Below are 25249 nucleotides of genomic sequence, written 5' to 3' on the forward strand. Positions count from 1 at the left end.
TGGCAGTTCAACGGTCGTCGGCGGCGCCTTGCGATGGAGCGCCCCGGCGCCCAGTGCCAGGAGTGCGCACACCACGCCAGCGGCCGCCACCCGGCGCCCGCCCCAGCGATCGGTCAAGCGGCCGATAGCGGGAGACGTCAGCATACCCACGACGCTCACCAGCTCGAATAGCCCGACGACCTCGCTGCCGTAGCCGTAGGGGGCGCGCCAGTATTAGCGCGAGCGTTCCCCACAGCAGGTTGAACGCCGCGAACAGCGGGAAGCCAAGCACGCAGGCTTCCTGCAGAGGCCGCTGCAGCAGCAGCAATTGCCCCAGCGAAGCCAGCAGTTGTGGATACGTCAGGTCGCTGCTTGGCTCGGAGTGCGGCAAGTAGTGCCAGACCAGTGTAATTAGTGCTACGTCGATCACCGCGGCCAGTTCGAACATCACGCGCCAGCCGGCGTGCGCGCCGACATAGCCGCTGATCGTGCGCGCCAGCAGTGTGCCTGCGGACAATCCGCTTATCAGCCGCCCTATCGTCTGCCGCGCCGGGCGGGTTCGGCTCGGTCCGGCAGGCCTCGCCCTTTTTGACTGTTACGCGCATCCGACTCCAATACTGCGCGCGCTCATTGAGCATGATCGATGCATAGAGACGGAGCGCGAACTTATGACACCATCAACCGCAGGAGCCATGAGAAGTACCCTTACCTTTGGCAGGATATAGAGGTGAATGCCATCATCATCGGCGGCCTCTCGGTCTAGAAAAGGGGCGTCGCCAATGTTGTTGTACTCGAAGCGAGCCGCCTGGGCTAAGGCGGTACTAGCAAGAACGTTGGGAAGTTCAAGGCTGGCATCGGTCATGACACCAGGGCTATCAGTCGCGCGGGGGGGGGGGGCGCCCGGATGTCCGGGGAAGCGCCGAACCTCCACTCCACTGATCGATGTGCACCGACCGGGAGGGGGCGCTAGGCTGATCGGTGCGCAGTTTGAAAAATCCATATCTTATTGAAATAAATGAAGTTCTTTCTTTGGGGGCAGCTGCGGTCGACCGTTTGGCGCGCCCAAAGGACCCCGGGAAGCTCACGTTTGTAGTCGCATGAAGCAACCTACATCATGGGGTCAACTCAACCGCAGGACTGCTACATGGAACCGAAAGACCCTAACGCCCACGACGTCATCTATCCCGCGGGCAACGACACCTATCATGCTGTGCGCTCCATCGATGAGTTTGGTGAACTGGCACACGCAGCTGCCTACGCCCTCCAACTGATGCGTGATGGGAAGGTCCATCATGCGGATGAAGCGCTCTCGCAGGCAACTGCAGAGCTCCGCCGCGTTCGTTTTGCCAAAGAGGGGTACAACCCTCACCTGAAGGCACGCCGTGTGCTTCAGAGCCATACTAACGCCATTGAGGTGGTCACTAAGCGTCATGAAGTCGCTATTGACGAGGAAACGTACGAGGAGACGCTGCAATGAGCGCTCGCCACAGCATCATGCCCGGCTCTGGAGTCGACCATGAATTCCGCACCAGCCTGCGGACGCACTTGACGGACATTCTGGGCACCGAACTGTCCATCCAGGAAGTGGACAAGATCATCCTCGACTCGCCCGGAGAGGCCGAAGCGCTGAACGCGGCGTTCAAGCGGATGAGCAGTAAGCGGGCTGTTGAGTCCGGGGCTTGGAAGGGGAGCAACCAGTGGAAGCGGGCAACTCAGTCCTCCCGGCCGGAAATTACTACCGCATATGACGACCACGGCTACCTGACCACCGAAGTCCAAGGAAAGTACTCGCACGGGTTCCTGTCCGAGGAAAAAACGGAACTGGGAATGCGCGCCCTTGAGGGCCGGCGTCTGCTCTGCAGTGGGCTGAGAGACAGCGTGAATGAACTGTGTTACCGGTCCCTTCTGGAATGGGTTGAACACCCGTGCGAAGCGGAGGCTGCCAAGGCTGATGATGGAACTGCGGATGGCCCGCACTTCGTTCAGGAGATGACTGGGGACTCTGTACTGGGTCAATCGATCTACAAGATTGATAAAATTTTTCAGGCTACTTACGACTCAGGCGAGAGAGCGTGGAGGAAGGCGCACAAAGTGGCGGACTTCCTGGCGACACCTCCGGAGGTTGTGCATGAGTTGGTGGCTGCTGCTGCAGAGAAGACAAAGGCCGATATCGACGAAGCCGCTCGGCAGGGAAAGGAATGCTCAGCTGGAGCCAGCCTGGCGATCCAGGTTGCTGCGGCCGTATCCGCCAATAGGGCCATGGAAGAGGTTTGGAGTTGGTGCGAGTTGGAGGTGACGGCAGAAGATGATGCGTCAACTCTTTTGGCGTTGCTGATCGACGCCAGCGTCACCAAAATTCCCGATAACTTCGGTGACCACCGTACTGCGGGATCTGTGGAATACCGGCTCGAAAAGTGGCTTTCGAAGTACATGGGGTCAGGTGGTTACCTGCCAGAAATGAACTCTGGCGTCCGCCCGATGGGGCGCACCGATATCGACGCTTGCGTAAAGCAAAGCGGCATCTTGCAGGACGGCTACATCAGGCGGCAAATTCAACGCCAAAGGGAAGCTAAGAAGGCTTTTCAACAGTATGGCGGAGAGTGTGTCCGGTTCATTTTTCTGCTCTGCCTGGCCGCGGCATACAGTACCAGTCGCAGAGTGGCCAATGAGTTTCCCGGTCGCAAGAACCCCACGTACGCCGTCTTTACGCCTCGCAATGAACTCGTAAACGGGATCCCTGATAGCCTCAGCGCACACGCTACCACCTACCTCGAAAGAATGGCCGCGCTCATTCATCGCTCCGTGGGTGATGACTGGGCATTCGATCTGGAAGCGCTGCGCAGTCAGCGGGGGGCAAAGGTATTGCGGTTCAGCCGCCAGGTCGAACTCTACCAGCACATGGTGGATGGTCGCTCCGCAGCAGAGTTGTCGGGGATCTACCAGTTCCTGACCAAGTGGAAGTCGGGGGATGATCCGCTCTAACGGATGTGCCTATGGGGTAACAGAAGCTTCCCACGGGCAGTGGCCCGTGGGCTTTCATGTAGGAGGCGTCCTAGCGATGCACTACGTCCGATGCGTTGGAATCTGTATTGGTGGTGGCCGCCCGTCGTGGCGGGAAAAAGGCGATACGCCGGCCAATCGCCTGTCGGATCAGGTGCGTGACAATGCCTATCGTTAGGCCACCTTGAAGGCAGAAGCCGCCCCTACCAGCGCCTACGACTGCGCTTCTAGATGCTTGGTTGCGGCGGTGGTTTCTTCTACGAGTGCAGCATTCTGTTGTGTGGTCTTGTCCATGCTGACAACTGCCCGATTCACCTGCTCAATCCCAGCAGCCTGCTCTGCCTTGGCCGCAGCAATCTCATTGATCAGAGTTGTTGTCCTGCCGGCAACCTCCAGCAGTTCTGCTACCGCAGCCGCAGATGCCTCACTCCGCTCTCGACCGAGCTCTACTCGCTCACCTGATGCTCTGATCAGCGCGGCAGTCTCCTTGGCAGAGAGGCGATAGGAACTGGGCTCGCCCTGAGCGGGTGGTCAATCCGGGTGGCGCCCTGACACCGGCGGCTTACCTCCAATGCTTGGCGGCCAAAGCGGCAACGATGAAATATGGGCGCTAAACAGCCCCGCTTCCGAAAGTTGGAGGGTGTCGAGCAAATGCTAGTAGGGGGCGTAGAGCATGCGCGATCAGGCAAGACAACGAGGCGCTGACAATATCAACTGCATCCAGCTAGATATGTTTGGTCCCCAGGTCAGTGGCGCGCAAGTGAGCGTCCAACCAGGGGCTCGCTTATGTCATTGAATCTTATGGGGACCTTTTAGCCCTCCTTCACGCTAGCTCAGTCGCACACCTTTGCACCATTCGCATTGACTTTGAAAATTATCAAGGATTCGGACGAAGTTGGCCAAGTGCGCATGGGTACGCCTCCGTATAGAGCCGGATCAGGCCCAGATTAGGCCCAGATTAGGGGGGGGGCGGTCCTTGGAATACTTGGGCCTCTAGGCCCAAACAGTAGGCTGGGCAATGGTCAGGGGGCGCAGCTTGGACGAAGGGACCGACGGGTGGGGAGCGTGGCAACGCCTGTGGTTGGCTACTTCAGGCCGTTGGCATGCCTGCACGTATGTGTAGCGCCATTAACTGGAGGGTAGGGCTTTTAGCTGTAATTGACAGCCCCCACCCACCAGCGCCGCCGCACTGGCACTGTGATGCGGTGCCCGAAAGGGCCGCTGCCGCCACCGTCGCGGGTCCAGTCCTTCGCCACTCACCGATGCAATCGCGGCCAGCTGCAGCGCCTCAGTCTCTTCGGTATCCGGCAACAGGCTGGGCAGGCGCGAAGCCAGCAGTGTCTTGCCGCAGCCAGGACTGCCGATCAACAACAGATGGTGCCCACCGGCGGCAGCCACTTCCAATGCGCGTCGTGCATGCGCCTGCCCGCGCACGTCGGCCAGATCGGGTAGTGGCAACGGTGTCGTGTCCACGCGTTCCACGGGCGGCAACAGGCGCGGATTGCCCAACCCGGCGCAGCACTCCAGCAGCGTACGTGCTACACGCACATCGGCATGCTCGGCCAAAGCTGCCTCTGCGGCATTCCCTGGCGGTACCACCAGGATGCGACCGGCTTCAGCGGCGGCAATCGCGGCCGGCAGTGCACCGGCCACCGGCCGCAGCTCGCCGGTCAGCCCCAGCTCGCCCAGAAACTCGTATTGAAGCAGCGACTGTGGATCGACCTGGCCGCTGGCCGCAAGAATGCCCAAGGCAATCGCCAGGTCGTAGCGCCCGCCTTCCTTTGGCAGGTCGGCGGGCGCCAGATTCAGGGTGATGCGCCGCTGTGGAAAGTCGAAGCGTGCGCAGAGCAGGGCGGCACGCACGCGCTCGCGGGATTCGCGCACGCTGGTTTCGGCCAGGCCCACGATCTGGGTGACAGGCAGGCCGCCAGAGAGATGCACTTCCACCCGCACCAGCGGGGCATCGACCCCGGCGCGGGCACGGCTGTGGACCAGCGCCAGGCTCATGTGTGGTTTCCTGCGGATGGATGTTTGATGGTGCGGCAGGCATTCGTCACGGCGCCATCGGGCATTGCGGGTGAAACGGCTAGGGGGATTCCGGTCAAGGGCGATCATTCGCCCTGAATAGTCATCGCTGCGCATCAGGAGTCGCCTCGCTGAAGCGTCAAGATCGCGCCTCGATCCCCGATGGATGCACTCAACCGGCGGTTGCATAATCAGCGTACGAGGCGGTTCTTGCTTCGGCCTGCGTCTGAGTAGAGAGGATGGAATGAAGATTGTTGCAGCACAGATGCGATCAGCCCCTGGCGACATCGATGGCAATATCGAACGGCACGTGCACTTCATTGAACGGGCCGCTTCGTGTGGCGGTGCGGCGGTCTTCTTTCCGGAGATGTCGCTGACCGGCTATGAGCCACGGTTGGCCGAACAGCTGGCAATGATCCCAAGTGACGCGCATCTGGAGGTATTCCAGTCTCTGAGCGATCGGCACCAGATTCTGGTCGCAGTCGGCGGGCCGTATCGCGGCAAGGATGGGCCGGAGATCGGCATGTTCGTCTTCCGCAGCGGTCAGGCACCGGCTGTCTACACCAAGCAGATGCTGCATGCCGACGAACTGCCTTATTTCAAGGCAGGAACCACGTCCCTGTCAGTAACCCTTGGAGAGGAAATTCTTGTCCCCGCCATCTGCTTCGAGTCGCTACAGATGGAAAGTGCATTGCGGGCCAAGGATGCGGGAGCGACGGTCTACGTTGCCAGTGTTGCAAAGAACATGATCGGTATGGAGCGGGCTCACCGCCACTACGCAACAGTCGCGCGGGAGCTTGGGATGATCGTGTTGGTATGCAACGGCGTGGGCCATGCCGATGGATTCGAGATGACGGGAGGGTCCGCCGCCTGGGACAACAGGGGGGCGCTGAAGTGCCGCGCCGGAACTGGAGACGAGGCATTGGTGGTGTATGACCTCGCAGATCAGAGCGGTAGTGCCGTGACACTCCCAGCAATGGGCACGCTCGGGAGTGCGGGCTAACGCCCGGAAGGCTTGAGATGTTCGGAGGGAGCATTCGCCTGATTCCGTCCAGGCAGGAACCCTGGCGTTCTCATGAAGAACCCAAGCGTCACGTTGCCATCAACCCAACCGCGGCCCCTGCCGGCTCTCTTCCTGCTGCTGTTCCTGCGCTTGCGCCAGCTGCTGCGACTGCTCCCGGTCCTGAGCGCCGAGGCTCCGGTTGGCCGCTGCATACTGCTGCTCCGGTGCGACCGCCAGGGCGTCCTGTGTTGGCATCTGCACCCGGTTGGCGGCGGGGTCCGATGACGCGCCCGGTCCTGAGCGCGTCACGAACAGCGTGGCGCCCGCAGCACGGGTTTCGGTGGCTTCACTCAGTGCCATGTCTACCTGGTCGCCGGGCTTGAACCCGGCTTCTGCTGCAAGCCGGTAGGCGCTGGCCAGCAGGCGGTCGCTGCTCTGGTCCCACGGCTTGTTGTTCTTCTCATCCAGCATGGCTACCGACGAGCGAAGCTGTTCCAGCAGCCCGCTGCCATCTGGGCGAAGGGCCGTGCCGTGGTGCCGGTCTACGTCAGCGTCGTGCTGCGTGGCAGGCCTGGAGGTGTGTGGCGGCGATGCACTCGGTGCGGGCTCAGGTGAAGTTGGCGCGCGCGGCAGGGCATCCGCGGGCTGCTGCTCCGCAGTCGAGCGCTGCACGTGTGCCTGGGCAATCTCCTGTGGCGTGGTGACGCAGGCGATCTGCATGCGCTCGTCATCTTTCCCGGCCAGTGTGGCCAGCGAGCCATCCTTTTGCACCTGCAGCATGAACGTACCGAAGTCGGGCACGGCGCGTGCGTGATCCTGGGCAACGGCGGCTACGGCGTCATCAATCTCTTCTGCACTGCGCACAATGCCGGCACTACGGTAGGCGTCCACCACCTGACTGCGCAGGCCGTACTCGCTTGGCGTGGGGTTGGCCCGGGCGATGTCGGCCATGGACGTCAGCTCCTGTACGCCGGCCTGCTGGCTCTGTCGCGTACGATTGAGCTCCTCGACGATGCTGCCCTCGGCCGGTTGGTGCCGTACACCCAACCCGGCGTTTGCCACTGCCCGTTGGCATCCTGCGTGTACTTCTCGCCGTTGGAAGCGCGCAGGGGCTGCGTCTGGGTCAGCGCGTTGGTGATCACCTCCGGTACCGGCTCAATGGTGGCGAACTCGTGCCAGTTGTACTGGTTGAACGCCACCTGGTAACGGGCGGCAAGCGCCTCCGGCGTGTTCAAGGCGTTCTGGGCAATGATGCGCTGCGATTCCCGTTCCAGTTGGCCCGACTTTTCCGGGCTGACAGGCACGCTGTAGTCAAAAGGGACGCGTCCATCAATCATCGCGTGGATGGAGAGGTTCCATTCGCCGTTGTGCGGATTGCGCACGTAGTGGCGGTTGGTTTCAAACGGCTCGCGCGGCGGCGTGCTCTCGCCGCCTGCATCAAGCTTGAAGGGGTTCTGCGGCTTGGGCAGGTTGGCCATGCCCAGTGAATATGAGTCGTTGGCGGCCTTGTAGTTCAGCTCATCCAGCAGCCGGCCACCGGCGACCATGGTGGTCTCGCGGTAGCTTCCGTCGGGTTGCGGCGTGCGCACGCTGCGGCTCCAGGTGGCCTTGGCATCTTCCGGATCGCGGCTCCATTCGTTGCCGCTGCGGTCCACCTGGGTGTAAACCGCTTTCTTGTCCTGGTACTGGGCCCAGTACTCACCGCCGAAGCCACCGGCCACGCCGCCCAGCAGCCCGGTAGCCAGCGCACCTGGCCCGGTCCACGATCCGGTGAACAATCCGTACCCCGCGCCCAGCAGGAAGCCGCCACCGAAGCCGCCTGCAGTGCGCCCCACGAAGTGGGTGGCCGCAGATTTTGCGCCGGCGTTGTTGCCTTCGCTGTGCAACTCGGCCACGCGGTGGCCGGTGATGGCGAAGTCCACCGCCAGTGCGGCAACACCCGCGGCCCCGAGTACGCGTGCGCCGGTAATCTGTCCGCGCGCGGTGGCAGCTTCGGCGGCACCTTCCGCAGCGCCAGCGCGCCCAGCAGAGCCGGCCAGTTCCGGAGCCGTGGTTGCCGGGCCAGGGCGCACGATGGTCAGTGGCATCTCCGGGTTGAACGCCGTACGCACGCGGGCCGCGGTGTGCTCGCTCAGCGGCAGGCGGCCGCCCTGGTTGGCCTCCTGGATTGCGGTGCCCAACGATGCGCGGCCACCCCAGCGCTCGCTCAGGGTGGAGTTGCCGGATTGGTCGATGGCATCCAGCGCCGCCGTCACGTTGGCTTCGGAGTGGATGACGCCGCGCCAGCGCAACTCGGTCGGGTTGAGGGTCTTCAGTTCCGCAATCTGCGCGGCGTGAGTGCGCTGGTAGCCGTCCAGATCGGCGAAGAAGGTGCGGATCCTGGCGTTGGCTTCGGCCGGGGTCATGTTCTCCGGCGTGTTGGTGACCAGGTCGCCGTTGAGGATGCCGGCGCGAAGCGTGAACTCCAGGTTCTGGATGCGGGCACCCATACGTTCGGCGGCGGCAGCGCGCACATCCGGCGCAGAATCCTTCGCCAACAGCGCTCGGCCATCGTAGGTTTCTGCGAGGTCGTCGAGAACGAACTTCAGTTGATCCGAGTACGCACTCAACGGGCCGCCCGAGTGCGGCGATATACCCAACCGGGTTGCCAGCGCGGGGTTCGCGGGCAGGTTGAGGATGTTGTCGGAACCGTGGAGCGTGAAATGACCACTCCTGGCAAGCGACTTCAGCAGCTGGCTTTGTTCGAACGCATTCTGTTCGATCAGATGGTGTCCCTGGAAAACCGGTGTGTCGGCCATGCGCACCACCTCATTCAAGAATCCGTTTGAAGGCGCTCGTCCTAGAGATCGGCTACATCGCGCAGCCGTACGCCGGAGAAGTTGGCGGCATTCAATGCATCAAACATCGCGCGGTCGCAGATGGGCGGTGCGCCCATGCGATCCTGGCGGAAGATATGGGCATCGCCCACAACGTCCTGTTTGAACACCAGGCTGGCGCCGCCGACGAGGCTGTAAAGCTTCTCGTCCTCGCCGGTCTGATAATTGTGGTCGAGCTTGATTCTCACGCGGGACGAGGCTTCATCCAGAGCGTCGAGCCTGCGCAGCACATTGCCCAGGTAGTACTGAGGCCCGGGGCTGCCGTCGGCAAGGCTGAAGTCGCAGGCCACAAAGGCAAACGCCTGGGGGTCCATCTGCTCAAACAGCTGCTTCAACGGCTCCGACACAATCCAGATGCCAGCGAGCTCTTCCAGATCGCGTGGCATTGCGCCCTTCTCGGGCACATGAACCAGGTGGGGGCGCTCCGGATACTGGCCTGGCGTTCCATCAGGACGCGAGATGACATTCATCCCCGGATCGATCAGCTTGTCTTCGTTGGCGATCTCTATACCGGGTACCCCGCCATTGCTCAGCAAGCCTGCGTCGATCAGGAAGAATTCGCCCTTGTGGGATGCGGCTTCGGCTGAAACTTCAGTGGCGGTCGATTCGGTCACGGGGGCTTCCATCATGGATGCAGGGGCAGAACGGGAAAAACCGTTGAGCCGATGCTAGCGGGGCTTCTGCGCAGCCACAAGTTGCGCCGAAACGATGCCGAGGGCACGTGATTCACGCGGCTCTTTTGGAATTTCGGAACAATGCCGAGGATGATGCTGCCATTCCTTCCACTGCCTGCAATGGTCTGCTGGATAGGCGGAATGACGAGGGAGATTCCAGCCGAGGGTGGCCTGGGTCCCTGAACACGCAGCGCTGGTCATCAGGCACCGACCTGTCAAGGCGCCCAAGCCGTGCCTCAACCCACGAAGGCCCCGCACTTTCCACCAGCAACCGCCCCTGGCTCTGGTGCAGATCCAGCCAACGCTCGAAGCTGGTGCGCAGACGCTCGATGTCCGGCGCCCGCCACCGTGCATCGGCAGGCATGCGGATCAGCACGCGCGAGGGCGCGTTCTCCACGTCCATCACCAGCACGCCCTTGCACCGGATCTCGAAGGACGTCGCCCCGGCATGGCGCGCGTGCAGTTCAAAGCCCTCGTGGGCCTTCGCGGTCACAAAGCCGAGCGCATCACTGTGCAGCAGGCGGTAATCGGCCGGCCGCAGCTTCTGGTAGGCCCACACCTGATCGCCCGCAGGCTCGGGCCACCCCATCCACACCGCCGCCATGATCGAGGCGCACACCGCCGCAGCGGCAAGGCCGTGGTTCTTCATTTGTCACCCCAGACACAGGCAGAAACGTACGCGCCACAAGCGCTCAGTCCTTGGGCCGTACCCGTTCGTGGATGAACGCAGTAAGCGCCAGATCGGCCATCACCAGCCCCTCCATCACCCGGTCGCCCACGTACTGCTCAGGCTCACCGTTCTGGCGCGTGCGTTCGGCCGCCAGCAGGATCTCCTGCACGATGCGCTGGCCAGTGAGTGCGCAGTCGGCGTCGGACAACGCCATCTGCCGGCTGCGCAGGTGATGCCGCTCGGGCCAGGGCTGGCCGTCGGCCGCAGCGCCCGCGCCGATGGCGTGCAGGATGGCGATGAGGCTGTTGGGATCCAGGGCCGGGGCGGCCGAGGGCGCTTCCTGGATCGGGCGCGGGGGAGGGGAGTGCGGCGTGGTCATGGCGGGCTCCGTGCAAGCAGGCAGAAGCCGCCACCGATAAAGGTGGCGGGCAGAGCGTGGCTCGAAAACCGGATGTTGGGAACCGGCGGGTACAAGACCCCCACGCCCCGCCCGCCATAGCCGGCAGACGGATTGCCAGCCGGCACCACGCGCGGTGGTGCCGGCTGGCAAGCGCAAACTACTTCCCAACAAAACGGGTTTTCGAGTCCCGACCACCGATGCACGGTGGCGCAGTAACGATTACCTGCTGTTGTTCGGAATGCCAACGGGTAGGGGTCAATGCCGCCAAAACCCGAGACGCTTTTGGCATTGTCGCATAGCGTTGGATGGGGCGAGAGCCTTGGCGTGCTTGGCGCAGCGGCACTTCTGGAACGGAGTCGTCAGAACCTTCCGTCAGAGATGTGGGGCGCGGCAAATGCGACAGCATTGGTCCGACGGTCGCTGATGGATGCCGCGTATTTCGCCTCCATTCGTGAGTGACTTTCTGCCTATTGACCCCGTGGGGCGTCACGCAGAGTCTGACTACCGCTGTAGTCACCAGGAACTGTCCTGCCCGCAGCAGGAAGGTTCTGCGGCGTTTGAACGGACTCCACCCACTGGCGCATGCCGCTACAAGGATCACTGGACGTGTTACGCCGCAATCGACTTCTTCTGTCTGCGGGTCTGCTCCCGCTTCCGTGGTTCCTGTTCTGGACCAGCGTTGCTGCCCTGTTCGCGCCGGGTTACAACCCGCTTGCCCAGCACGCCAGCGAGCTGCTGCAGGCGCCAACGCTTGCAAGCATCTGCGGCAGGATTGCGGCTATCGGCTCCGGTGTGGGCTTCGTGGCGTTTGCCATCGGGGTATGGCGGGAGTCCGGTCGGCGGATTGCCGTAGGCGCGATCTGCTGGATGGTCTTTGGCATCTCCATGCTGACCAACGGGCTCTGGCCCATGGGCGATCCGATGCACGGCTTCTACACCATCGGTATCGCCAACATCATTGCACCGGCGATGTCGCACATCGAATTGAGCGCGTGGTCGGCCAACCGAAGGGCGTACGCCGTGACCGCTGCGGTGAGCGTCGCGGGGATTGTCTATCTCTGGTTGAACGTGGTGGGAGTGGATCCGGAGGGGCTCAGGGGGCTGACCCAGCGCGTGTTCTCGTCGATCAACTCGCTCTGGCCGTTCCTGGTTGCGTTGTATCTGGTGCGCAGGGGTTCAAGCGCGCTGAAGGCGGAGCCTGCGCATTGATGGGGGCGCGCGACAGGAACATAGAGGACCGATCAAGGACTTCTCGATTCTCCGGCCCCAGCTCAAGGTGATCTTCTCGGGATTCATGCCAGGGTGTCCATTGTTCAAGCCGTGGGCGATCTTCAACTATCTGTTCCTTGATGCTGGCACCCCGGGTGGCAAGAGGGGAAAGGTCGTGCGCGCCTTCTGCTATAAGTAGGGCAACCGCACCCAGAGGGCCTTTTGGAAGATTGTGGGCTCATGGAGTTGTACTGGCGCTTGTTCACCAGTTGCACATCGCAGCAGGCGGCTCTCAAGGTCGCGGCGCGGATGTTTGAGCAAGCAGGTCTTGAAGTCAGCAATCTCCACGCCGAGCCATATCACAAGGGCGGCTTCGTGGTGAGTGCCTGCTCCCGTCATGCTGCGCAATCGTGGCCTGAGTTTGTGGTTCTTGCCCTGGCCTCGGCACAGTGCACCGGCCGCGGATGGCTCCTGAGTGTTTCAATTGCGGAAGAGCTGGATGCTTGGTCCAGTCATTCCTTGGTTTCCGGTGTTTCGCCTATCCATATCCAGACGGAAGAGCGTCGGTGACGAATCGCTGGAGTAGATGCCCGGTTCCGGCATGGAACTGCTCTAGAGACCACGGCCGCTAGCCGGTTATCATCTTGCAGTAGCGCGGCAAGAGTCGAGCTTGAGAATCTTGCATCGCCTATCCAGCCTCCCTGACGGGGCTCACACTTTCGTGTCGGTGCTCCACGATATGGAAGGCTCTTGCGATTGATGCCCGCTCTTGGCTGAATGCAAACGTGCCGGCGCCAGACAACGCGACCCGGAATGCTAGAGGCCGCTCTCGATCCGAAGCGGACGTTCGTCCCCTTCAGCCCTACGCGACACCTGCCAGTCCAGTGATTCGTCTACCTGAGGTTCTTGATTCTCAATGATCGATTTGCCTTGTCCATCGTGTGGCTTCCTGACCCTGGAAGACGTCTACGGGTCCCACGCCATATGTCCGATCTGCAACTGGGAGGATGACGGAGTGCAACTTGCCAACCCCACATCCACCGGCGGAGCCAACGGCGAGTCTCTGGCGCAAGCGCAGCAGAATGCTCTTTCCAGTTTCCCCCTTGGCGTCGAGGTCGCAAGCGGCTTTCGCCGCGGATCTGGCTGGCGCTCTTTGTCCAGCACGCAAATCGTGCACTACGAGGCTCTAAGGGGCAGAAAACACTGGCACAGCAAGGGTATCTCGCACGAAAGGGAGGCTTACTGGTCGAGCTTGAGCGCTCTCTCGGTCTGAAGCCACTTTGCGGCTCAACTCATGACGTTCACCAATGTCCACTACTGGCGGAGAGCGGACATTGGCTCGCGCAGGGCATTTCCTGTGGATCACTGACCTGCCAGCGACCCGTAGCGGACATGCCCCAGGTGTCTTGAACGTGGATGTGGCGGGGCGTTTGATCCTATGCCTGGGTCCGGCCATGCGCCGGCTAGATGGCTGAACCCAGCCGCCCTGGGATCGCGCTGTACCAGGGGAAAGCACGCCACATGGTGCTTTGTGGGCAGGTCGTATGACCGGATCCAAGGGTCCATCCATCAGGGAGTCAGGTCCCATGAGAAACATGACAGTGCTCCTACTCGTGCTTGCCAGTACAGCTGCAGTCGCTGATTTGCAAGGCTGGGCTTTTTTGGGGGCGATGCGGGGAATGAAGATATTTCGGCGGTAATTGTTCTACGTTCAAGTGCACCAGGATCACTTCATCGCTCGCTCGCTCGCTCGCTTGGTAGGTGGTGACAGAACCATTCGTCGCCAGTGCCACGCCCTTGGCAATCGCGCGGGGCCGGTCAGGGACTTCTCCACCATCCGGCCTAAGCTGAAGGAACTCTTCTCGAAACTCACGTCCGGGTTTTCACTCCTCAAGGCGTGGGCGCTCCTGCACTTCGATCCGGTCGAGCATCCGATCACGAAGGAAGAGCTCGTGGGGTTCCAGACGGTTGCCATGCGCAGTGGGGTGAGCTTCTGCTTTCTCTCCACGTTGGAGCAGCGGCATGAAGACAAGGACTTGTTGGAGATGTTCAAGTAGGGGCCGGCCAGCTCTCCGATTGAGCGCAAGCCGATTCCCGCGCTTCGGGCTATTCTGAAGCTGCTGTCGTCCGCCGGCCATAATCTGACATCAACGATGCCTGCGCACTGGAATACATTCCGAAAAGGACAACTGGATTCCAATGGCCGCGTTCGATCATTCCCTGGTAACCCTCCGATTCTTCGGAGACGACCTCCTGCCCGAAGAAGTCAGTGTCTTGCTCGGAGCGACTCCAACCGCATCGCATCACAAGGGCCAGGAACTCAGAGGCAACCAATCAGGCACTGTGCGTATCGCCAGGACTGGCAGCTGGCAACTTGATGCGGAGCGTCGTGAGCCTGAAGATCTGGACGCTCAGATCTTCGAGATCCTCGATCAACTCACCGGCGATCTCGCCGTATGGCAGGCTCTGGCACGCTTCCGGCCTGATCTGTTCTGTGGCCTTTTCATGGGCAGCAGCAATGATGGTGTCTCGCTTTCGCCTCGCGCGCTGCTCGCCTTGGGTGAGCGCGGCATTGAGCTCGGGCTGGACATCTATGAAGCCGATGAAGAAGTGCGCAACGCCCAGCGCCAGCAGGCCATCAGTTGATGATCTCCCCACTCCCCGAAGCAACGAACGCCTTCAACTGCCGAATAAACTCCGCGTCGTAGAGCTCCCACTCCGTAATCTCCCCAACCACCCGCAACGGCTGCGCACTCCGATACGACCGCGTCGGGTTCCCGGGAAACTTCTTGTTGGTCACATTCGGGTCGTCCTCGAACGGCCCGGTTGGCTCCACCACATACACGCGCGGTCGCCCTTCACCCCGGGCCATCTCCGCAGCCAACCCGGCGCCCTTGGCGATCGTGGTGAAGTAGATGTGGTTCATCACCACACTGTCGCGATAGTTGGAGCGGAAGCCCGCGCTCAGCAGCTCGCCCACCGCCAGGTCAGCGCGGGTGCCGTGATAGAACGGCCCGGCGACCTGGTCGCAGGTGTCATGCGAAACGGGCGTCCAATCGGTGTCCTGCGCCATCACTGCTGCCCCTCTCTGTGCTGCCGGATCGACAGGCCGGCGAGTCTAGGGCGCCCGCAGGGCCTTGCTGCAAGGCCCCATCCGGGAAATAATCTGTAAACGGGGAGGCGCGGTGCGCCTCCTTTTTTCATTCTGCGGCGCCGCGCCCTTCCAGCTCGCGCACGGCCGTTTCCAGCGCATCCAGCTTTTCGCGGGTCTTCAGCAGCACGGCGCGCTGCACTTCGAACTCCTCGCGGGTGACCAGGTCCAGCTTGGCCAGGCCGGCCTGCAGCGCGCTCTTGAAGGTGGCCTGCAGTTCCTCGCGCGATTCGCGCAGGCCCGGCGGCACCAGGTCGCTGAGGCGACGGGCGAGGTCATCGATTTGATTCAGGTCGATCATGGGGTGCTCCGTGGGGGTGGGCCCGTGCATCCGGCGCGGGCAGGCCATTCAGGCACAAGGATACTGCTGGCACCCACTGCCCGGACAGGCGGCAGCGGCTTCGCACGGGCCGCGTTCAGGCGCTATCCTCCACGCCGGAAGACAGGAGATAGACGATGAAGATGGTCATGGCGGTGATCAAGCCGTTCAAGCTCGACGACGTGCGCGAAGCGCTGGCCGAGCGTGGGGTTACCGGCATCACGGTGACGGAAGTTAAAGGCTTTGGTCGCCAGAAGGGCCACACCGAGCTGTACCGTGGCGCGGAGTATGTGGTCGATTTCCTGCCGAAGGTGAAGCTGGAAGTGGCGGTGACCGATGACCAGGTGGAGGCGGTGGTTGAGGCCATCGTGAAGGCCGCCGGCACCGGCAAGATTGGTGACGGCAAGGTGTTTGTGTACGACCTGGGCAGTGTGGTGCGTATTCGTACCGGTGAGTTGGACGCGGACGCGTTGTAAGGGGGGGGGGCTGGACCGCTGCGCAGTCTGAGCGACGGGATGCTTGCCCCCTCTGTTGTGGAGTCGAGCAAGCTCGACTCCACAACCGGGATCGGGCGGAGCGAACACCCGTGTTCGACGAAGTACCCTCCCAGTGTGATCAACCCGGCGGAATGAGGGAGGACGACCGCCACTCCGGCAGACCGAGCGCGCGGCGGGTGCGCGTCACGGTGGCGGCGATCTCTGCCTCGAAGCCGCCATCACGTTGCAGCAGCGGCATGAGTTCGGCACAGCGTTGCTTCAGCACATCGACCCATGGCGCTGGGTGGGTCTCCGTAGCGGCCAGTGCCAAGTGCCTGCGACCCTCGTCGTAAGCGCCCGCCAGCCCGGCAGTGATGCCCGCATGGATGTGTTCGCGGATGCCCGGTTTGGGGTGGCGGTTCATCAATGCACGCACATGCCCCGGGGTGGGGAAACGGTCACGCAGGGCCAGTACCTCGGCGGCGGCCTGCTCGGCCAGTGCCTGTGCGGCCGAGGCAAACTCGGCGGTTTCGGTGAAGCGTTCGAATCCGGCAACGCGGCCGCCCACGTCGAAGGACAGGTAGTCCTTTTCTTCCCAGAGCCAGCAGGCGCCGACATTGAGGTAGCTGCCCCTGTCCCATGCCGAAGGCTGGAACTCGACCACCCCGACCCACCAGCCCTGGTCGTCAAGCCAAGTGCGCGAACGGCCCTTTTGCACGCAGCCCAAGGGGCGCAGTATGGATCTTGCGGCTGCAGTCAGCAGGCGGGTGTGTTCAGGTGTCGGCATCCCCAGCATCCTTGCGAGTGGCGTGCCGACGAGTATCGCAGAGCACATCGGGCGTGTGGCCCGGGGCAAATGCGGGGCAAACAGCAGTCGCGCAAGCAATGCAGGGCGAACAGCGCTTACCGCCGCTTGGCCCACTTGTAGAACCGCTTCCAGCCCTGCCGCACGGCCGCGACCCAGCCCGGGTCGGCCACCAGTGCGGCCTGCGCGGCACTTGGCGCCTGGCCGGTCACGCGCTGGCGGATCTTCAGCAAGTTCTTCATGTCGCTGCGGCTCAGTTGCCGGCTCAGCGGGTTGCGGCGCAGCCAGCGTGGAGCGCGCCAGGCCGAGGTGAAGTCCAGCAGCACCGGTACGCCGCCGCTGACCACCACGTTGGTGCCATGCAGGTCGTTGTGGCTGATGCCGGCGGCGTGCAAACGGCTGAGCGCGTGCTGCAGCTGCTCGAACACCTCATTGCCCACGGCCTGTGCGGTGCTCAGGGTCTGGCCGGGGATGAACTCCATGCCCAGCGCCAGGCCACCGAGGGTGCCGAGCAGCGCGGGGGCGTGCTTCCAGCCGCCGAGGCGCTGCAGCATGCGGGCCTCGCGGCGCACCATCAGTCGCGCGATCAGCGAAACGGGCGTGCCGCGGTAGCGGGAATAGTCCTTGATGACTGCCTCGCGCCCGTCCAGGCAGGTGCGATAGACGTCGGGGGCCAGGAAGCGTTCGCCGCGCTTGAGCAGCAGCGGGGTGGCGGCCTCATCGCCGCAGGAGGAGGGGGGCAGAGCAGGAAGATACATGTCGGGGTCTCGGACGACCCGGTGGGTGGCGCAAAGCGTCAAGCGAACCGGTGTTACAGGGAGTTACTAAGTTTTCGTTAATTTTAGTACTCGCCAGTTCGCTATTCCACGATTTGTCGGAGAAATGTCAGGGGCGTGGCTGGAACAGTTCGTCGCGCTCAATCGGACAATTGTGTCTCACTTGGCCGACGGCTCTTTCCGAATCAATAGGTTGGGCGTCGCATCGGTTCGTTCATCCGCGGCCCGCTGAACGTCGCGCACGTCCGGCTTGACCCCGACGCACGGCCTGCCGACCATAAGCTGTTAATTCGCGACATCGGCGGCCGCACCCTTCGGCACGTCCCGTTCCCTGCCGCGTTCCTTACCGGTGCTGGCCGCCAGGCCGTGCACCACCCCGTTTCCCGTTCCGGCCGCGGCTGGAGGAAAGTGCTTTGATCATCAAAATCGTCATTGCAGCGCTGTTCGTGGCCTGCGTGCTGTACATCCACTTCCGTGGCAAGGTCCGTGCGCGCTGGTCGCGCCAGCTGCTGGACCACTCCAGTTTCATGGCCCCGATCAACGTGGTCATGTACATGTTCTCGAAGGTGCCGACCACGCCGTTCCTGGACCCGGCCAAGGAGTTCCCGCAGCTGGAGCCACTGCGCCAGAACTGGCAGATGATCCGCGATGAGGCGCTGGCGCTGCGCGATGCGCAGAAGATCGCCGCCTCCAGCACGTTCAATGATGCCGGTTTCAATTCGTTCTTCCGCCGTGGCTGGAAGCGCTTCTACCTGAAGTGGTACGGCCCGTCGCACCCGTCGGCGAAGGCGATGTGCCCCAAGACCACGGCGTTGCTGGAGTCCCTACCGGACGTGCGTGCGGCGATGTTCGCGCAGCTGCCGTCGGGCAGCGAGCTGCGTCCGCACCGCGACCCGTTCGCCGGTTCGCTGCGCCTGCACCTGGGCCTGGCCACGCCGAACAACGACGGCTGCTACATCGAAGTGGACGGCATCAAGAAGAGCTGGCGCGATGGCGAGTGGATGATGTTCGACGAGACCTACATCCACCACGCGCACAACGAGACGCCCGACGACCGCGTGATCCTGTTCTGCGACATCGCCCGCCCGCTGCGCTTCGGCCTGCCGGGCCTGTTCAACCGCGCGGTGGCGGCCACGCTGCTGGCCGGTGGTGCCTCGCCGAACCTGCCGGGTGACCCGACCGGTGGCGTCAACAAGGCGTTCGGCAGCGTCTACAAGGTGCGCCTGAAGGCCAAGGCACTGCGCGAGCGCAGCGTCGTGGCCTACCAGCTGATCAAGTGGGGCCTGGTGGTGGCGGTGATTGCCGGTATCTGGGCGCTCTGATCGTTACATGAGGTTGCCGGCCAGCGGCCGGCACTACCGGAACATGAAAAAACCCGCGCTGTCGCCAGCGCGGGTTTTTCTTTTGCATGGGTGGGTGCCGACCGTTGGTCGGCACGCATTACTTCAGTGCCGCCTGCACGAACGGCGGGGTCACCAGCACGCCGGTGTGCAGCGCGGCGGTGTAGTACAGGGTGTTGAAGGTCTTGGCAGCCGAGTCGGCCTGGCGGAAGTCGAAGCTGCTGTCGCCCTTGCGCGCCATGGTCACGCTCCACCAGCCGGTGGGGTAGCACGGCTGCGGGAACGGCAGGGTCTTGAACGAGCCGAAGCCGGCCTTGCCCATCTCGGTGCGCATTTCGTTGATCAGCTCCAGCTGCATCAGCGGCGACTCGGACTGCTGCACCAGGATGCCGTCGTCCTTCAGGGCCTTGAAGCAGCTCTCGTAGAAGGCTTTGTTGAACAGGCCTTCACCGGGGCCGACCGGGTCGGTCGAATCCACGATCACCACGTCCACGCTGCCCGCCGGGCAGTTGGCCATGTAGGCCACGCCGTCGTCGAACAGCAGCTCGGCGCGGGCGTCGTCGTTGGAGTCGCACAGTTCCGGGAAGTGCTTGCGCGCCATCACCGTGACCTGCTCGTCGATATCGCACTGGGTCACGCTCTCCACGCCGGTGTGCTTGAGCACTTCGCGCAGGGTGCCGCAGTCGCCGCCGCCGATGATCACCACGCGCTTGGGCGCGGCGTGGGTGAACAGCACTGGGTGGCTGATCATCTCGTGGTAGAAGAAGTTGTCCTTGCTGGTCAGCATGATGGCCCCGTCGATGGTCATCAGGTTGCCCCAGTCGGTGGTCTGGAAGATCTCGATCTTCTGGAACGGCGACTGCACCTCGTCGAGCTTGCCGGTGATGCGGTAGCCGATGGCCGAGCCGGTGCGCTCGAAGTGTTCGATGTACCAGTTGTTGCTGTCAGTCATTGGAAAACAGTCCTGTTCGGAGGGGTGGAGCCGGGCTGGCGGGCGGGGCCGCGTGGCACAGATGCCACATCCGGACGGATCGGCCCGTTCAGGTTGGAACCTGTCACGGGCGCGGGCGCGCATGATAACGAACCTGTGGGCATATAGGCGTTATCATGCCCCCCCTTTTATTGCCAACAAGGCCGACTGAAATGACCGATTGGTCCCTCGACCAAGCCCGCAAGACCTACTCGATCCCGCATTGGGCGGACGGTTACTTCGACGTGGATCAGGCCGGGCACATGGTGGTGAGACCGACCGGGGCGGACGGCCCGGTGGTGTCGCTGCCCAAGGTGGTCGATGCGGCGCGCGCGGCCGGTGCCAAGCTGCCGCTGCTGGTGCGCTTCCCGGACATCCTCGGCCAGCGCCTGGGCAAGCTGCAGGCGGCCTTCGCCCAGGCCCAGCAGGACTGGGAGTACAGCGGTGGCTACACCGCCGTGTACCCGATCAAGGTCAACCAGACCCGCGGCGTGGCCGGCACCCTGGCCAGCCACCACGGCGAGGGCTTCGGCCTGGAAGCGGGCAGCAAGCCCGAGCTGATGGCCGTGCTGGCGCTGTCGCGCCCGGGTGGCCTGATCGTCTGCAACGGCTACAAGGACCGCGAGTACATCCGCCTGGCCCTGATCGGCCGCAAGCTGGGCCTGCAGACCTTCATCGTCATCGAGAAGCCGTCCGAGCTGAAGCTGGTGCTGGAAGAGTCCAAGGCGCTGGACGTGAAGCCGGGCCTGGGCGTGCGCATGCGCCTGGCCTCGCTGGGCGCCGGCAAGTGGCAGAACAGCGGTGGCGACAAGGCCAAGTTCGGCCTGTCGCCGCGCCAGCTGCTGGACCTGTGGAAGTCGCTGCGTGACACCGAGTACGCCGACTGCCTGAACCTGCTGCACTTCCACATGGGCTCGCAGATCTCCAACGTGCGCGACATCGCCAACGGCATGCGCGAAGCCACCCGCTACTTCGTGGAGCTGTCGCGCCTGGGCGCGAAGATCACCCACGTCGACGTGGGCGGTGGCCTGGGCGTGGACTATGAAGGCACCCGTTCGCGCAGCTTCTGCTCGATCAACTACGGCCTGCATTCCTACGCCAGCAACATCGTGCAGCCGCTGGCCAATGCGTGCGAAGAATTCGGCCTCACCCCGCCGCGCATCGTGACCGAGTGCGGTCGCGCGATGACGGCACACCACGCGGTGCTGATCGCCAACGTCTCGGAAGTGGAAGAGGCGCAGGAAGGCCGCGTGCCGGACCAGCACGACGACGAGCCGGCGGCGATCCGCCACCTGCGCGAGATCCACGACGAGCTGGACGTGCGCCCGGCGGTGGAGCTGTTCCAGGAAGCGCAGCATTTCCATGCCGAAGGCCTGGCCAGCTACGCGCTGGGCCAGATCGACCTGCCGCAGCGTGCGCGCATCGACGATCTGTTCTACGCCATCGCCCACGGCGTGCGTGCACGCCTGAGCTATGACGAGAAGAGCCACCGCCCGGTGCTGGACGAACTGAACGAGCGCCTGGTCGACAAGTACTTCGTCAACTTCAGCGTGTTCGAGTCGATCCCGGACGTGTGGGCGATCGACCAGGTGTTCCCGATCGTGCCGATCGAGCGCCTGGACGAAACCCCCGACCGCCGCGGCATCATCGCCGACATGACCTGCGACTCGGACGGCATGGTGGAAACCTATGTCGAGAACGAGAGCCTGGACAGCTCGCTGCCGCTGCACAAGATGAAGCCGGGCGAGAGCTACCGCATCGGCTTCTTCATGGTCGGCGCCTACCAGGAAATCCTGGGCGACATCCATAACCTGTTCGGTGATACCGACGCGGTGGAAGTGCTGGCCGATGCCGATGGCTACGCGATCACCCAGCAGCGCCGTGGTGACACCACCGACGTGATGCTGGATTACGTGGGTTACCGCCTGGACGAACTGCGTGCGACCTATGCGCAGCGCGTGGCCGAGGCCCAGTTGTCGCCGGAACGTGCGCAGGAGTTGTCGGAGGCGCTGGAAGCCGGCCTGACCGGTTACACCTACCTGTCCGACGAACCGCTGGTCTGATGGACGGCGCCGGGTTTGCCCGGCGCCGCCGTTGCCGATGAGCGCGCGCGCGATCTTCCACCTGTTCCTGCATGCCGCCGTGCCAGCCCTGCTGGCATGGCTGTTCTGGCGCAAGCGCTTTGCTTCGGCGTGGCTGCTGATGCTGCTGGGCTGGATCATCGACCTGGACCACCTGCTGGCCGACCCGATCTACGCACCGAACCGCTGCAGCATCGGTTTCCATCCCTTGCACACCGCACCGGCGATTGCCGTGTATGCGGGGCTGTGTGTGCCGAAGAAAACGCGGTTATTCGGCATCGGTTTGATCATCCACATCGTGCTGGACGCGATTGATTGCTGGTGGATGCATCACCGTTGATGTTTGATGTGTGTCGACCAAGGTCGACACCTACCGGGTGCACGGCGACCGGTAGGATTGGTGCTTGGTAGAGCCGGCCGCTGGCCGGCTTCCGCAGGGCGTTTCCGGTGACCACGTGGTTGCCGGCCAGCGGCCGGCACTACCCACCGTTAGGTTGGCCGCTTCACGCCACCGGCAACCACAACGTTGCGCGCAGGCCGGGCTGCGCATTTTCCAGCGCCAGGCGCCCGCCATAACTGGCGGCGATATCGCTCACAATCGCCAACCCCAATCCACTGCTGCCCTCGCGCTCATCCAGGCGTACACCACGCTGTGTGACCTGGGACAGCGCATCCGCCGTCAGGCCAGGGCCGTCATCACGCACTTCGATGCGTAACTGCCCGTTGTGGGCTTCCGCTTCGACAGTGACCTGCTGTCGCGCCCACCGCCCGGCGTTGTCCAACAGATTACCCAGCATCTCTTCCAGATCCGCATTGGCACCGGCGAACTGCAACGCCGGATCAATGCCTACCGCTGTGAACGCAATGCCGCGTTCGCCATGCACGCGTGCCATCAGCCGGCACAGCGCCTGCGCGACAGTCGCCACGTCGGTGCGTTGGCGATGGTCGGCGGCCAACCCAGCGGCCAGGTAGCGGTCGACACTGGCCTGCATGCGGGCGCTCTGCTCGCGCACGGTGGCCCGCCAGTCCCTGCCGTCGCCGTCGGCTTCGGTGGCCAGCACGCTCAGCGGGGTTTTCAGCGCATGCGCCAGATCCTGTGCGCTGGTACGCGCGCGCGCGACCATGCGTTGCTGGTGCTCCAGCAGCGCGTTGAGTTCTTCGCCCAGTGGCGCGACTTCCGCCCCAAGTCCCTGCGTCTCGATGCGCTGCGCGTCGCCGCGCCGAACCCGTTCCAGCTGTGCGCCGAGGCGGTGCAGCGGACGCAATCCGAAGTGCACCTGGCTGGCCAGCACCGCCAGCCAGGCCGCGACCAGCACGCCCAGCGCGATGGCGGTGCGCTTGCGGAACGCGGCCACATCCGCATCCAACGCGCTGCGGTCGGTGGCAACCACGGCGACGAACGGTGCGCTGGCGCGCGGCAGGCGCACCTGCTGCACGCGTGCACGCAGGGATTGCTGGAGTGGCCCAGCCAGATTGCGCGTGGCCGCACCTGTGGCCATGGCCGGCAGGGTTTCATCCCACAGCGAGCGCGACTGCAGCAGCACGCGGCCATCGGCACCGGCAATCTGCCAATAGGCACCGGAGAACACGCGCTGGAAGCGCGCGTCATTCGGTTCCTGGCGCAGGCGCAGCTGTCCTTCGGGGTCCACTTCGGCCTGCGCCAGCAGGGTCAGCATGTCCTGCTGCAGTTCGTGGTCGAGGCGGTCACGCGCGCTGCGCTTGAACAGTTCGCCCAGCAGCGCGCTGGCCAGCAGCGAAACCAGCAGCAGGCCGGCGCCGCCAGCCAGCAGCAGGCGCCGTCGCAGGGAGGGTTGCCGGCTCACGGCGCGGCCAGCCGCCAGCCCTGGCCGCGCACGGTCTGGATCAGGTCGATGCCGAGCTTGCGGCGCACGCGTCCGAGCAGCACGTCCAGCGCATTGGAGTCCGGGTCGTGGCCACCGTCGAACACCTGTTCGCCCAGGCGGTCGCGGCCGATCACCTGGCCGCTGTGGTGGATGAAGTAACTGAGCAGGCGGAACTCCTGCGGGCTGAGCGACAGCGGTTGGCTGTCCAGCTCGAAACGGCCAGCGTTGACGTCCAGCTGCAGTGGTCCGCAGTGCAGGCGCGGGCTGGCGTGGCCATGGCTGCGGCGGATCAGGGCGCGCAGGCGCAGCACCAGTTCGTCGGCCTGGAACGGTTTGGTGAGGTAATCGTCGGCGCCGGCGTCGAAGCCGGCCAGCTTGTCGTGCCAGCGCCCGCGTGCGGTCAGCACCAGCACCGGGAAGCTGCGGCCGTTGCCGCGCCAGCGCTCGATCACGCTCAATCCGTCCAGCCCGGGCAGGCCCAGGTCGACGATGGCCGCCTGCAGGTCTCCGATCTGGCCGATCTCCTCGGCCTGGCGGCCGTCGGCGACCACGTGCACCACGTAGCCGGCCTGTTCAAGCAGGGGCACCAGGCGCTGTGCCAGTGCGGCATCGTCTTCGGCCAACAGGATGCGCATCAGTCGTCCAGCTCCGTCTTCAGCAGCTTTCCGCTGCGCGCATCATAGTCCAGCTCCACCACCACGCCGTCGCTGCGCAGGATCTCCACTTCGTAGACGCCGTCGTCCAGCTCCACTTCCAGCAGTTGGCCCGGAAAGCGCTTGAGCGCATCGCGCACCACGCTTTCCAATGGCACGTAGCGGCCCTGCTGCACGGCGCGGCGCGCGACCTGCTGCGCCGGGTCCTGTGCGGGCGCGGCGGCGGTCGGGGCGCTGGCCAGGACCAGCAGCAGGGGCAGGGTGGAGAGCATCGGGGCGCGGGGAGGACTGTAGGACCAGGCGTGAGTGTGGCGGAGGTGACTAACAGCTGGCTAACAGTGCCGGCTAAGGCGCTGTTAACCACGGGGTGCATTGTGGCGTTGCCGGGATGGTCCGGCCACGAACACGAACAGGAGAACCCCCATGTTGAAGTCACTCACCCTCGCCACTGTTGCCCTGCTGGCCGTCGCGCCGGCCGTACAGGCTGCGCCGCTGGGCATGGCCCAGGTTGAACAGACCCTGCGCAAGGCCGGCTACACCCAGATCCACGAGATCGAACGCGATGATGGCCTGTGGGAGGCTGACGTGAGCCGCGCCGATGGCCGCTTCAGCGAGGTCTACGTGGACCCGAAGACCGGCGAGATCTTCGATGAGCACAGCAGCCGCGCGCTGTTGACCACCGAGCAGGTGCTGGCACGGGCACAGGCGCATGGCCTGCGCGAGATCCATTCGCTGGAACGCGATGGTGCGACCTGGTCGCTGGAAGCCCGCAATGCCCGCAACCAGAAGGTGGAGGTGCGCCTGAGCGGTTATGACGGCCGCATCCTGCACAGCGAGCGCGATGGCTGGCTGGATTGATTCGCGTGCGGGTAGGTGCCGGCCGCTGGCCGGCACGGAATGCAGAGCGTGTCGACCAAGGTCGACACCCACCGGCACATGCAAGGTCGACACCTACCAGGCGTACGCAGCGGTAGTGGCCGACCTTGGTCGGCCCAGGC

Annotated in this window: 27 protein-coding genes and 1 pseudogene; 13 read left to right on the forward strand and 15 right to left on the reverse strand. The window is 63.8% G+C overall.

Annotated elements, in window-relative coordinates; translation table 11 throughout:
• Nucleotides 1–7: 7 nt before the first annotated feature.
• Nucleotides 8–496, reverse strand: a complete 489-nt coding sequence (locus tag AC5P99_RS19865) for an MFS transporter (RefSeq protein ID WP_180855709.1) — start codon at nucleotides 494–496, stop codon at nucleotides 8–10.
• A 627-nt stretch (nucleotides 497–1123) separates the two neighbouring features.
• On the opposite strand from AC5P99_RS19865, the gene AC5P99_RS19870 reads away from it, so the two are divergent.
• Entirely contained in the window at nucleotides 1124–1456 is a 333-nt protein-coding gene (locus tag AC5P99_RS19870) for a hypothetical protein (protein ID WP_155647119.1), read from the forward strand.
• Complete coding sequence (locus AC5P99_RS19875; RefSeq protein WP_005414739.1) at nucleotides 1453–2961, forward strand: hypothetical protein; 1509 nt, start codon at nucleotides 1453–1455, stop codon at nucleotides 2959–2961. Before AC5P99_RS19870 ends, AC5P99_RS19875 begins: the two co-directional genes overlap by 4 nt.
• A 1182-nt stretch (nucleotides 2962–4143) precedes the next feature.
• Here the strand turns inward: AC5P99_RS19875 and AC5P99_RS19880 are convergent.
• A pseudogene (locus tag AC5P99_RS19880) lies at nucleotides 4144–4986 on the reverse strand (magnesium chelatase domain-containing protein); the annotation flags it as partial.
• A 262-nt stretch (nucleotides 4987–5248) separates the two neighbouring features.
• Here AC5P99_RS19880 and AC5P99_RS19885 point away from each other — a divergent pair.
• Complete coding sequence (locus tag AC5P99_RS19885; protein WP_495213477.1) at nucleotides 5249–6007, forward strand: carbon-nitrogen hydrolase family protein; 759 nt, start codon at nucleotides 5249–5251, stop codon at nucleotides 6005–6007.
• A gap of 99 nt (nucleotides 6008–6106) precedes the next feature.
• Here AC5P99_RS19885 and AC5P99_RS19890 read toward each other — a convergent pair whose 3' ends face one another.
• The 5 genes from AC5P99_RS19890 to AC5P99_RS19910 form a co-directional block, all read right to left on the reverse strand.
• Nucleotides 6107–6958, reverse strand: coding sequence for an XVIPCD domain-containing protein (locus AC5P99_RS19890; RefSeq protein WP_495213478.1), 852 nt, complete (start codon nucleotides 6956–6958; stop codon nucleotides 6107–6109).
• Nucleotides 6959–6963: 5 nt separating this feature from the next.
• Entirely contained in the window at nucleotides 6964–8805 is a 1842-nt protein-coding gene (locus AC5P99_RS19895) for a hypothetical protein (RefSeq protein WP_495213479.1), read from the reverse strand.
• Nucleotides 8806–8846: 41 nt separating this feature from the next.
• Entirely contained in the window at nucleotides 8847–9509 is a 663-nt protein-coding gene (locus AC5P99_RS19900; protein WP_024957931.1) for an imm11 family protein, read from the reverse strand.
• Nucleotides 9510–9609: 100 nt separating this feature from the next.
• Nucleotides 9610–10206, reverse strand: coding sequence for a hypothetical protein (locus AC5P99_RS19905; protein WP_059035693.1), 597 nt, complete (start codon nucleotides 10204–10206; stop codon nucleotides 9610–9612).
• A 43-nt stretch (nucleotides 10207–10249) separates the two neighbouring features.
• On the reverse strand, nucleotides 10250–10606 hold the full coding sequence (locus AC5P99_RS19910) for a hypothetical protein (RefSeq protein WP_024957929.1): 357 nt from the start codon (nucleotides 10604–10606) through the stop codon (nucleotides 10250–10252).
• A gap of 627 nt (nucleotides 10607–11233) precedes the next feature.
• Between AC5P99_RS19910 and AC5P99_RS19915 the strand changes: the two genes are divergently transcribed.
• From AC5P99_RS19915 to AC5P99_RS19935, 5 genes are all read left to right on the forward strand, one after another.
• Nucleotides 11234–11836 carry a DUF998 domain-containing protein gene (locus AC5P99_RS19915; RefSeq protein ID WP_495213480.1) on the forward strand — a complete coding sequence of 201 codons (603 nt, stop codon included), beginning with the start codon at nucleotides 11234–11236 and terminating at the stop codon, nucleotides 11834–11836.
• 240 nt (nucleotides 11837–12076) lie between these two features.
• The gene (locus tag AC5P99_RS19920) at nucleotides 12077–12406 is read left to right on the forward strand and encodes a hypothetical protein (RefSeq protein WP_032965978.1); all 330 of its coding nucleotides are present in this window, start codon (nucleotides 12077–12079) and stop codon (nucleotides 12404–12406) included.
• A 346-nt stretch (nucleotides 12407–12752) separates the two neighbouring features.
• Entirely contained in the window at nucleotides 12753–13109 is a 357-nt protein-coding gene (locus AC5P99_RS19925; RefSeq protein ID WP_495213481.1) for a CPCC family cysteine-rich protein, read from the forward strand.
• Nucleotides 13110–13536: 427 nt separating this feature from the next.
• Complete coding sequence (locus tag AC5P99_RS19930; RefSeq protein WP_495213482.1) at nucleotides 13537–13893, forward strand: hypothetical protein; 357 nt, start codon at nucleotides 13537–13539, stop codon at nucleotides 13891–13893.
• A 142-nt stretch (nucleotides 13894–14035) separates the two neighbouring features.
• Entirely contained in the window at nucleotides 14036–14482 is a 447-nt protein-coding gene (locus AC5P99_RS19935) for a DUF4279 domain-containing protein (RefSeq protein ID WP_032967033.1), read from the forward strand.
• Here AC5P99_RS19935 and arr read toward each other — a convergent pair.
• Nucleotides 14475–14909 (reverse strand): NAD(+)--rifampin ADP-ribosyltransferase, encoded by a 435-nt coding sequence (arr, locus tag AC5P99_RS19940; RefSeq protein ID WP_044571000.1) that lies wholly within the window; start codon nucleotides 14907–14909, stop codon nucleotides 14475–14477. The two genes, AC5P99_RS19935 and arr, sit on opposite strands and share 8 nt — an antisense overlap.
• A 127-nt stretch (nucleotides 14910–15036) precedes the next feature.
• A complete protein-coding gene (gene ubiK / locus AC5P99_RS19945) occupies nucleotides 15037–15288 on the reverse strand; it encodes a ubiquinone biosynthesis accessory factor UbiK (protein WP_005411375.1) in 252 nt (83 codons plus the stop codon).
• A 155-nt stretch (nucleotides 15289–15443) separates the two neighbouring features.
• Here ubiK and AC5P99_RS19950 point away from each other — a divergent pair, with 155 nt between their 5' ends.
• On the forward strand, nucleotides 15444–15782 hold the full coding sequence (locus tag AC5P99_RS19950) for a P-II family nitrogen regulator (RefSeq protein ID WP_005411374.1): 339 nt from the start codon (nucleotides 15444–15446) through the stop codon (nucleotides 15780–15782).
• A gap of 139 nt (nucleotides 15783–15921) precedes the next feature.
• On the opposite strand, the gene AC5P99_RS19955 is transcribed toward AC5P99_RS19950, so the two are convergent.
• Nucleotides 15922–16569, reverse strand: coding sequence for a hypothetical protein (locus tag AC5P99_RS19955; RefSeq protein ID WP_223846443.1), 648 nt, complete (start codon nucleotides 16567–16569; stop codon nucleotides 15922–15924).
• A 116-nt stretch (nucleotides 16570–16685) separates the two neighbouring features.
• Nucleotides 16686–17345: an RIO1 family regulatory kinase/ATPase domain-containing protein gene (locus tag AC5P99_RS19960; protein WP_099527042.1), complete on the reverse strand. Its 660-nt coding sequence runs from the start codon at nucleotides 17343–17345 to the stop codon at nucleotides 16686–16688.
• Nucleotides 17346–17779: 434 nt separating this feature from the next.
• Between AC5P99_RS19960 and AC5P99_RS19965 the strand changes: the two genes are divergently transcribed.
• Entirely contained in the window at nucleotides 17780–18685 is a 906-nt protein-coding gene (locus tag AC5P99_RS19965; protein ID WP_024957655.1) for an aspartyl/asparaginyl beta-hydroxylase domain-containing protein, read from the forward strand.
• A gap of 118 nt (nucleotides 18686–18803) precedes the next feature.
• Here the strand turns inward: AC5P99_RS19965 and speE are convergent, their stop codons facing one another.
• A complete protein-coding gene (gene speE / locus AC5P99_RS19970) occupies nucleotides 18804–19655 on the reverse strand; it encodes a polyamine aminopropyltransferase (RefSeq protein ID WP_005411371.1) in 852 nt (283 codons plus the stop codon).
• Nucleotides 19656–19846: 191 nt separating this feature from the next.
• On the opposite strand from speE, the gene speA reads away from it, so the two are divergent.
• Nucleotides 19847–21736: an arginine decarboxylase gene (gene speA / locus AC5P99_RS19975; RefSeq protein ID WP_005411370.1), complete on the forward strand. Its 1890-nt coding sequence runs from the start codon at nucleotides 19847–19849 to the stop codon at nucleotides 21734–21736.
• A 37-nt stretch (nucleotides 21737–21773) separates the two neighbouring features.
• Entirely contained in the window at nucleotides 21774–22094 is a 321-nt protein-coding gene (locus tag AC5P99_RS19980) for a DUF6122 family protein (RefSeq protein WP_005411369.1), read from the forward strand.
• A 163-nt stretch (nucleotides 22095–22257) separates the two neighbouring features.
• Here AC5P99_RS19980 and AC5P99_RS19985 read toward each other — a convergent pair whose 3' ends face one another.
• The 3 genes from AC5P99_RS19985 to AC5P99_RS19995 are packed head-to-tail and all read right to left on the reverse strand — an operon-like array spanning nucleotide 22258 to nucleotide 24523.
• Nucleotides 22258–23577, reverse strand: coding sequence for a sensor histidine kinase (locus tag AC5P99_RS19985; RefSeq protein ID WP_495213483.1), 1320 nt, complete (start codon nucleotides 23575–23577; stop codon nucleotides 22258–22260).
• Nucleotides 23574–24233 (reverse strand): response regulator transcription factor, encoded by a 660-nt coding sequence (locus AC5P99_RS19990; protein ID WP_495213484.1) that lies wholly within the window; start codon nucleotides 24231–24233, stop codon nucleotides 23574–23576. Before AC5P99_RS19990 ends, AC5P99_RS19985 begins: the two co-directional genes overlap by 4 nt.
• Nucleotides 24233–24523: a PepSY domain-containing protein gene (locus AC5P99_RS19995; RefSeq protein ID WP_495213485.1), complete on the reverse strand. Its 291-nt coding sequence runs from the start codon at nucleotides 24521–24523 to the stop codon at nucleotides 24233–24235. Before AC5P99_RS19995 ends, AC5P99_RS19990 begins: the two co-directional genes overlap by 1 nt.
• Nucleotides 24524–24674: 151 nt before the next feature.
• Between AC5P99_RS19995 and AC5P99_RS20000 the strand changes: the two genes are divergently transcribed.
• Entirely contained in the window at nucleotides 24675–25109 is a 435-nt protein-coding gene (locus tag AC5P99_RS20000; protein WP_005411365.1) for a PepSY domain-containing protein, read from the forward strand.
• Nucleotides 25110–25249 lie beyond the last annotated feature (140 nt).

It is taken from the genome of Stenotrophomonas sp. YJH_SMC_80 (genome assembly GCF_059372495.1).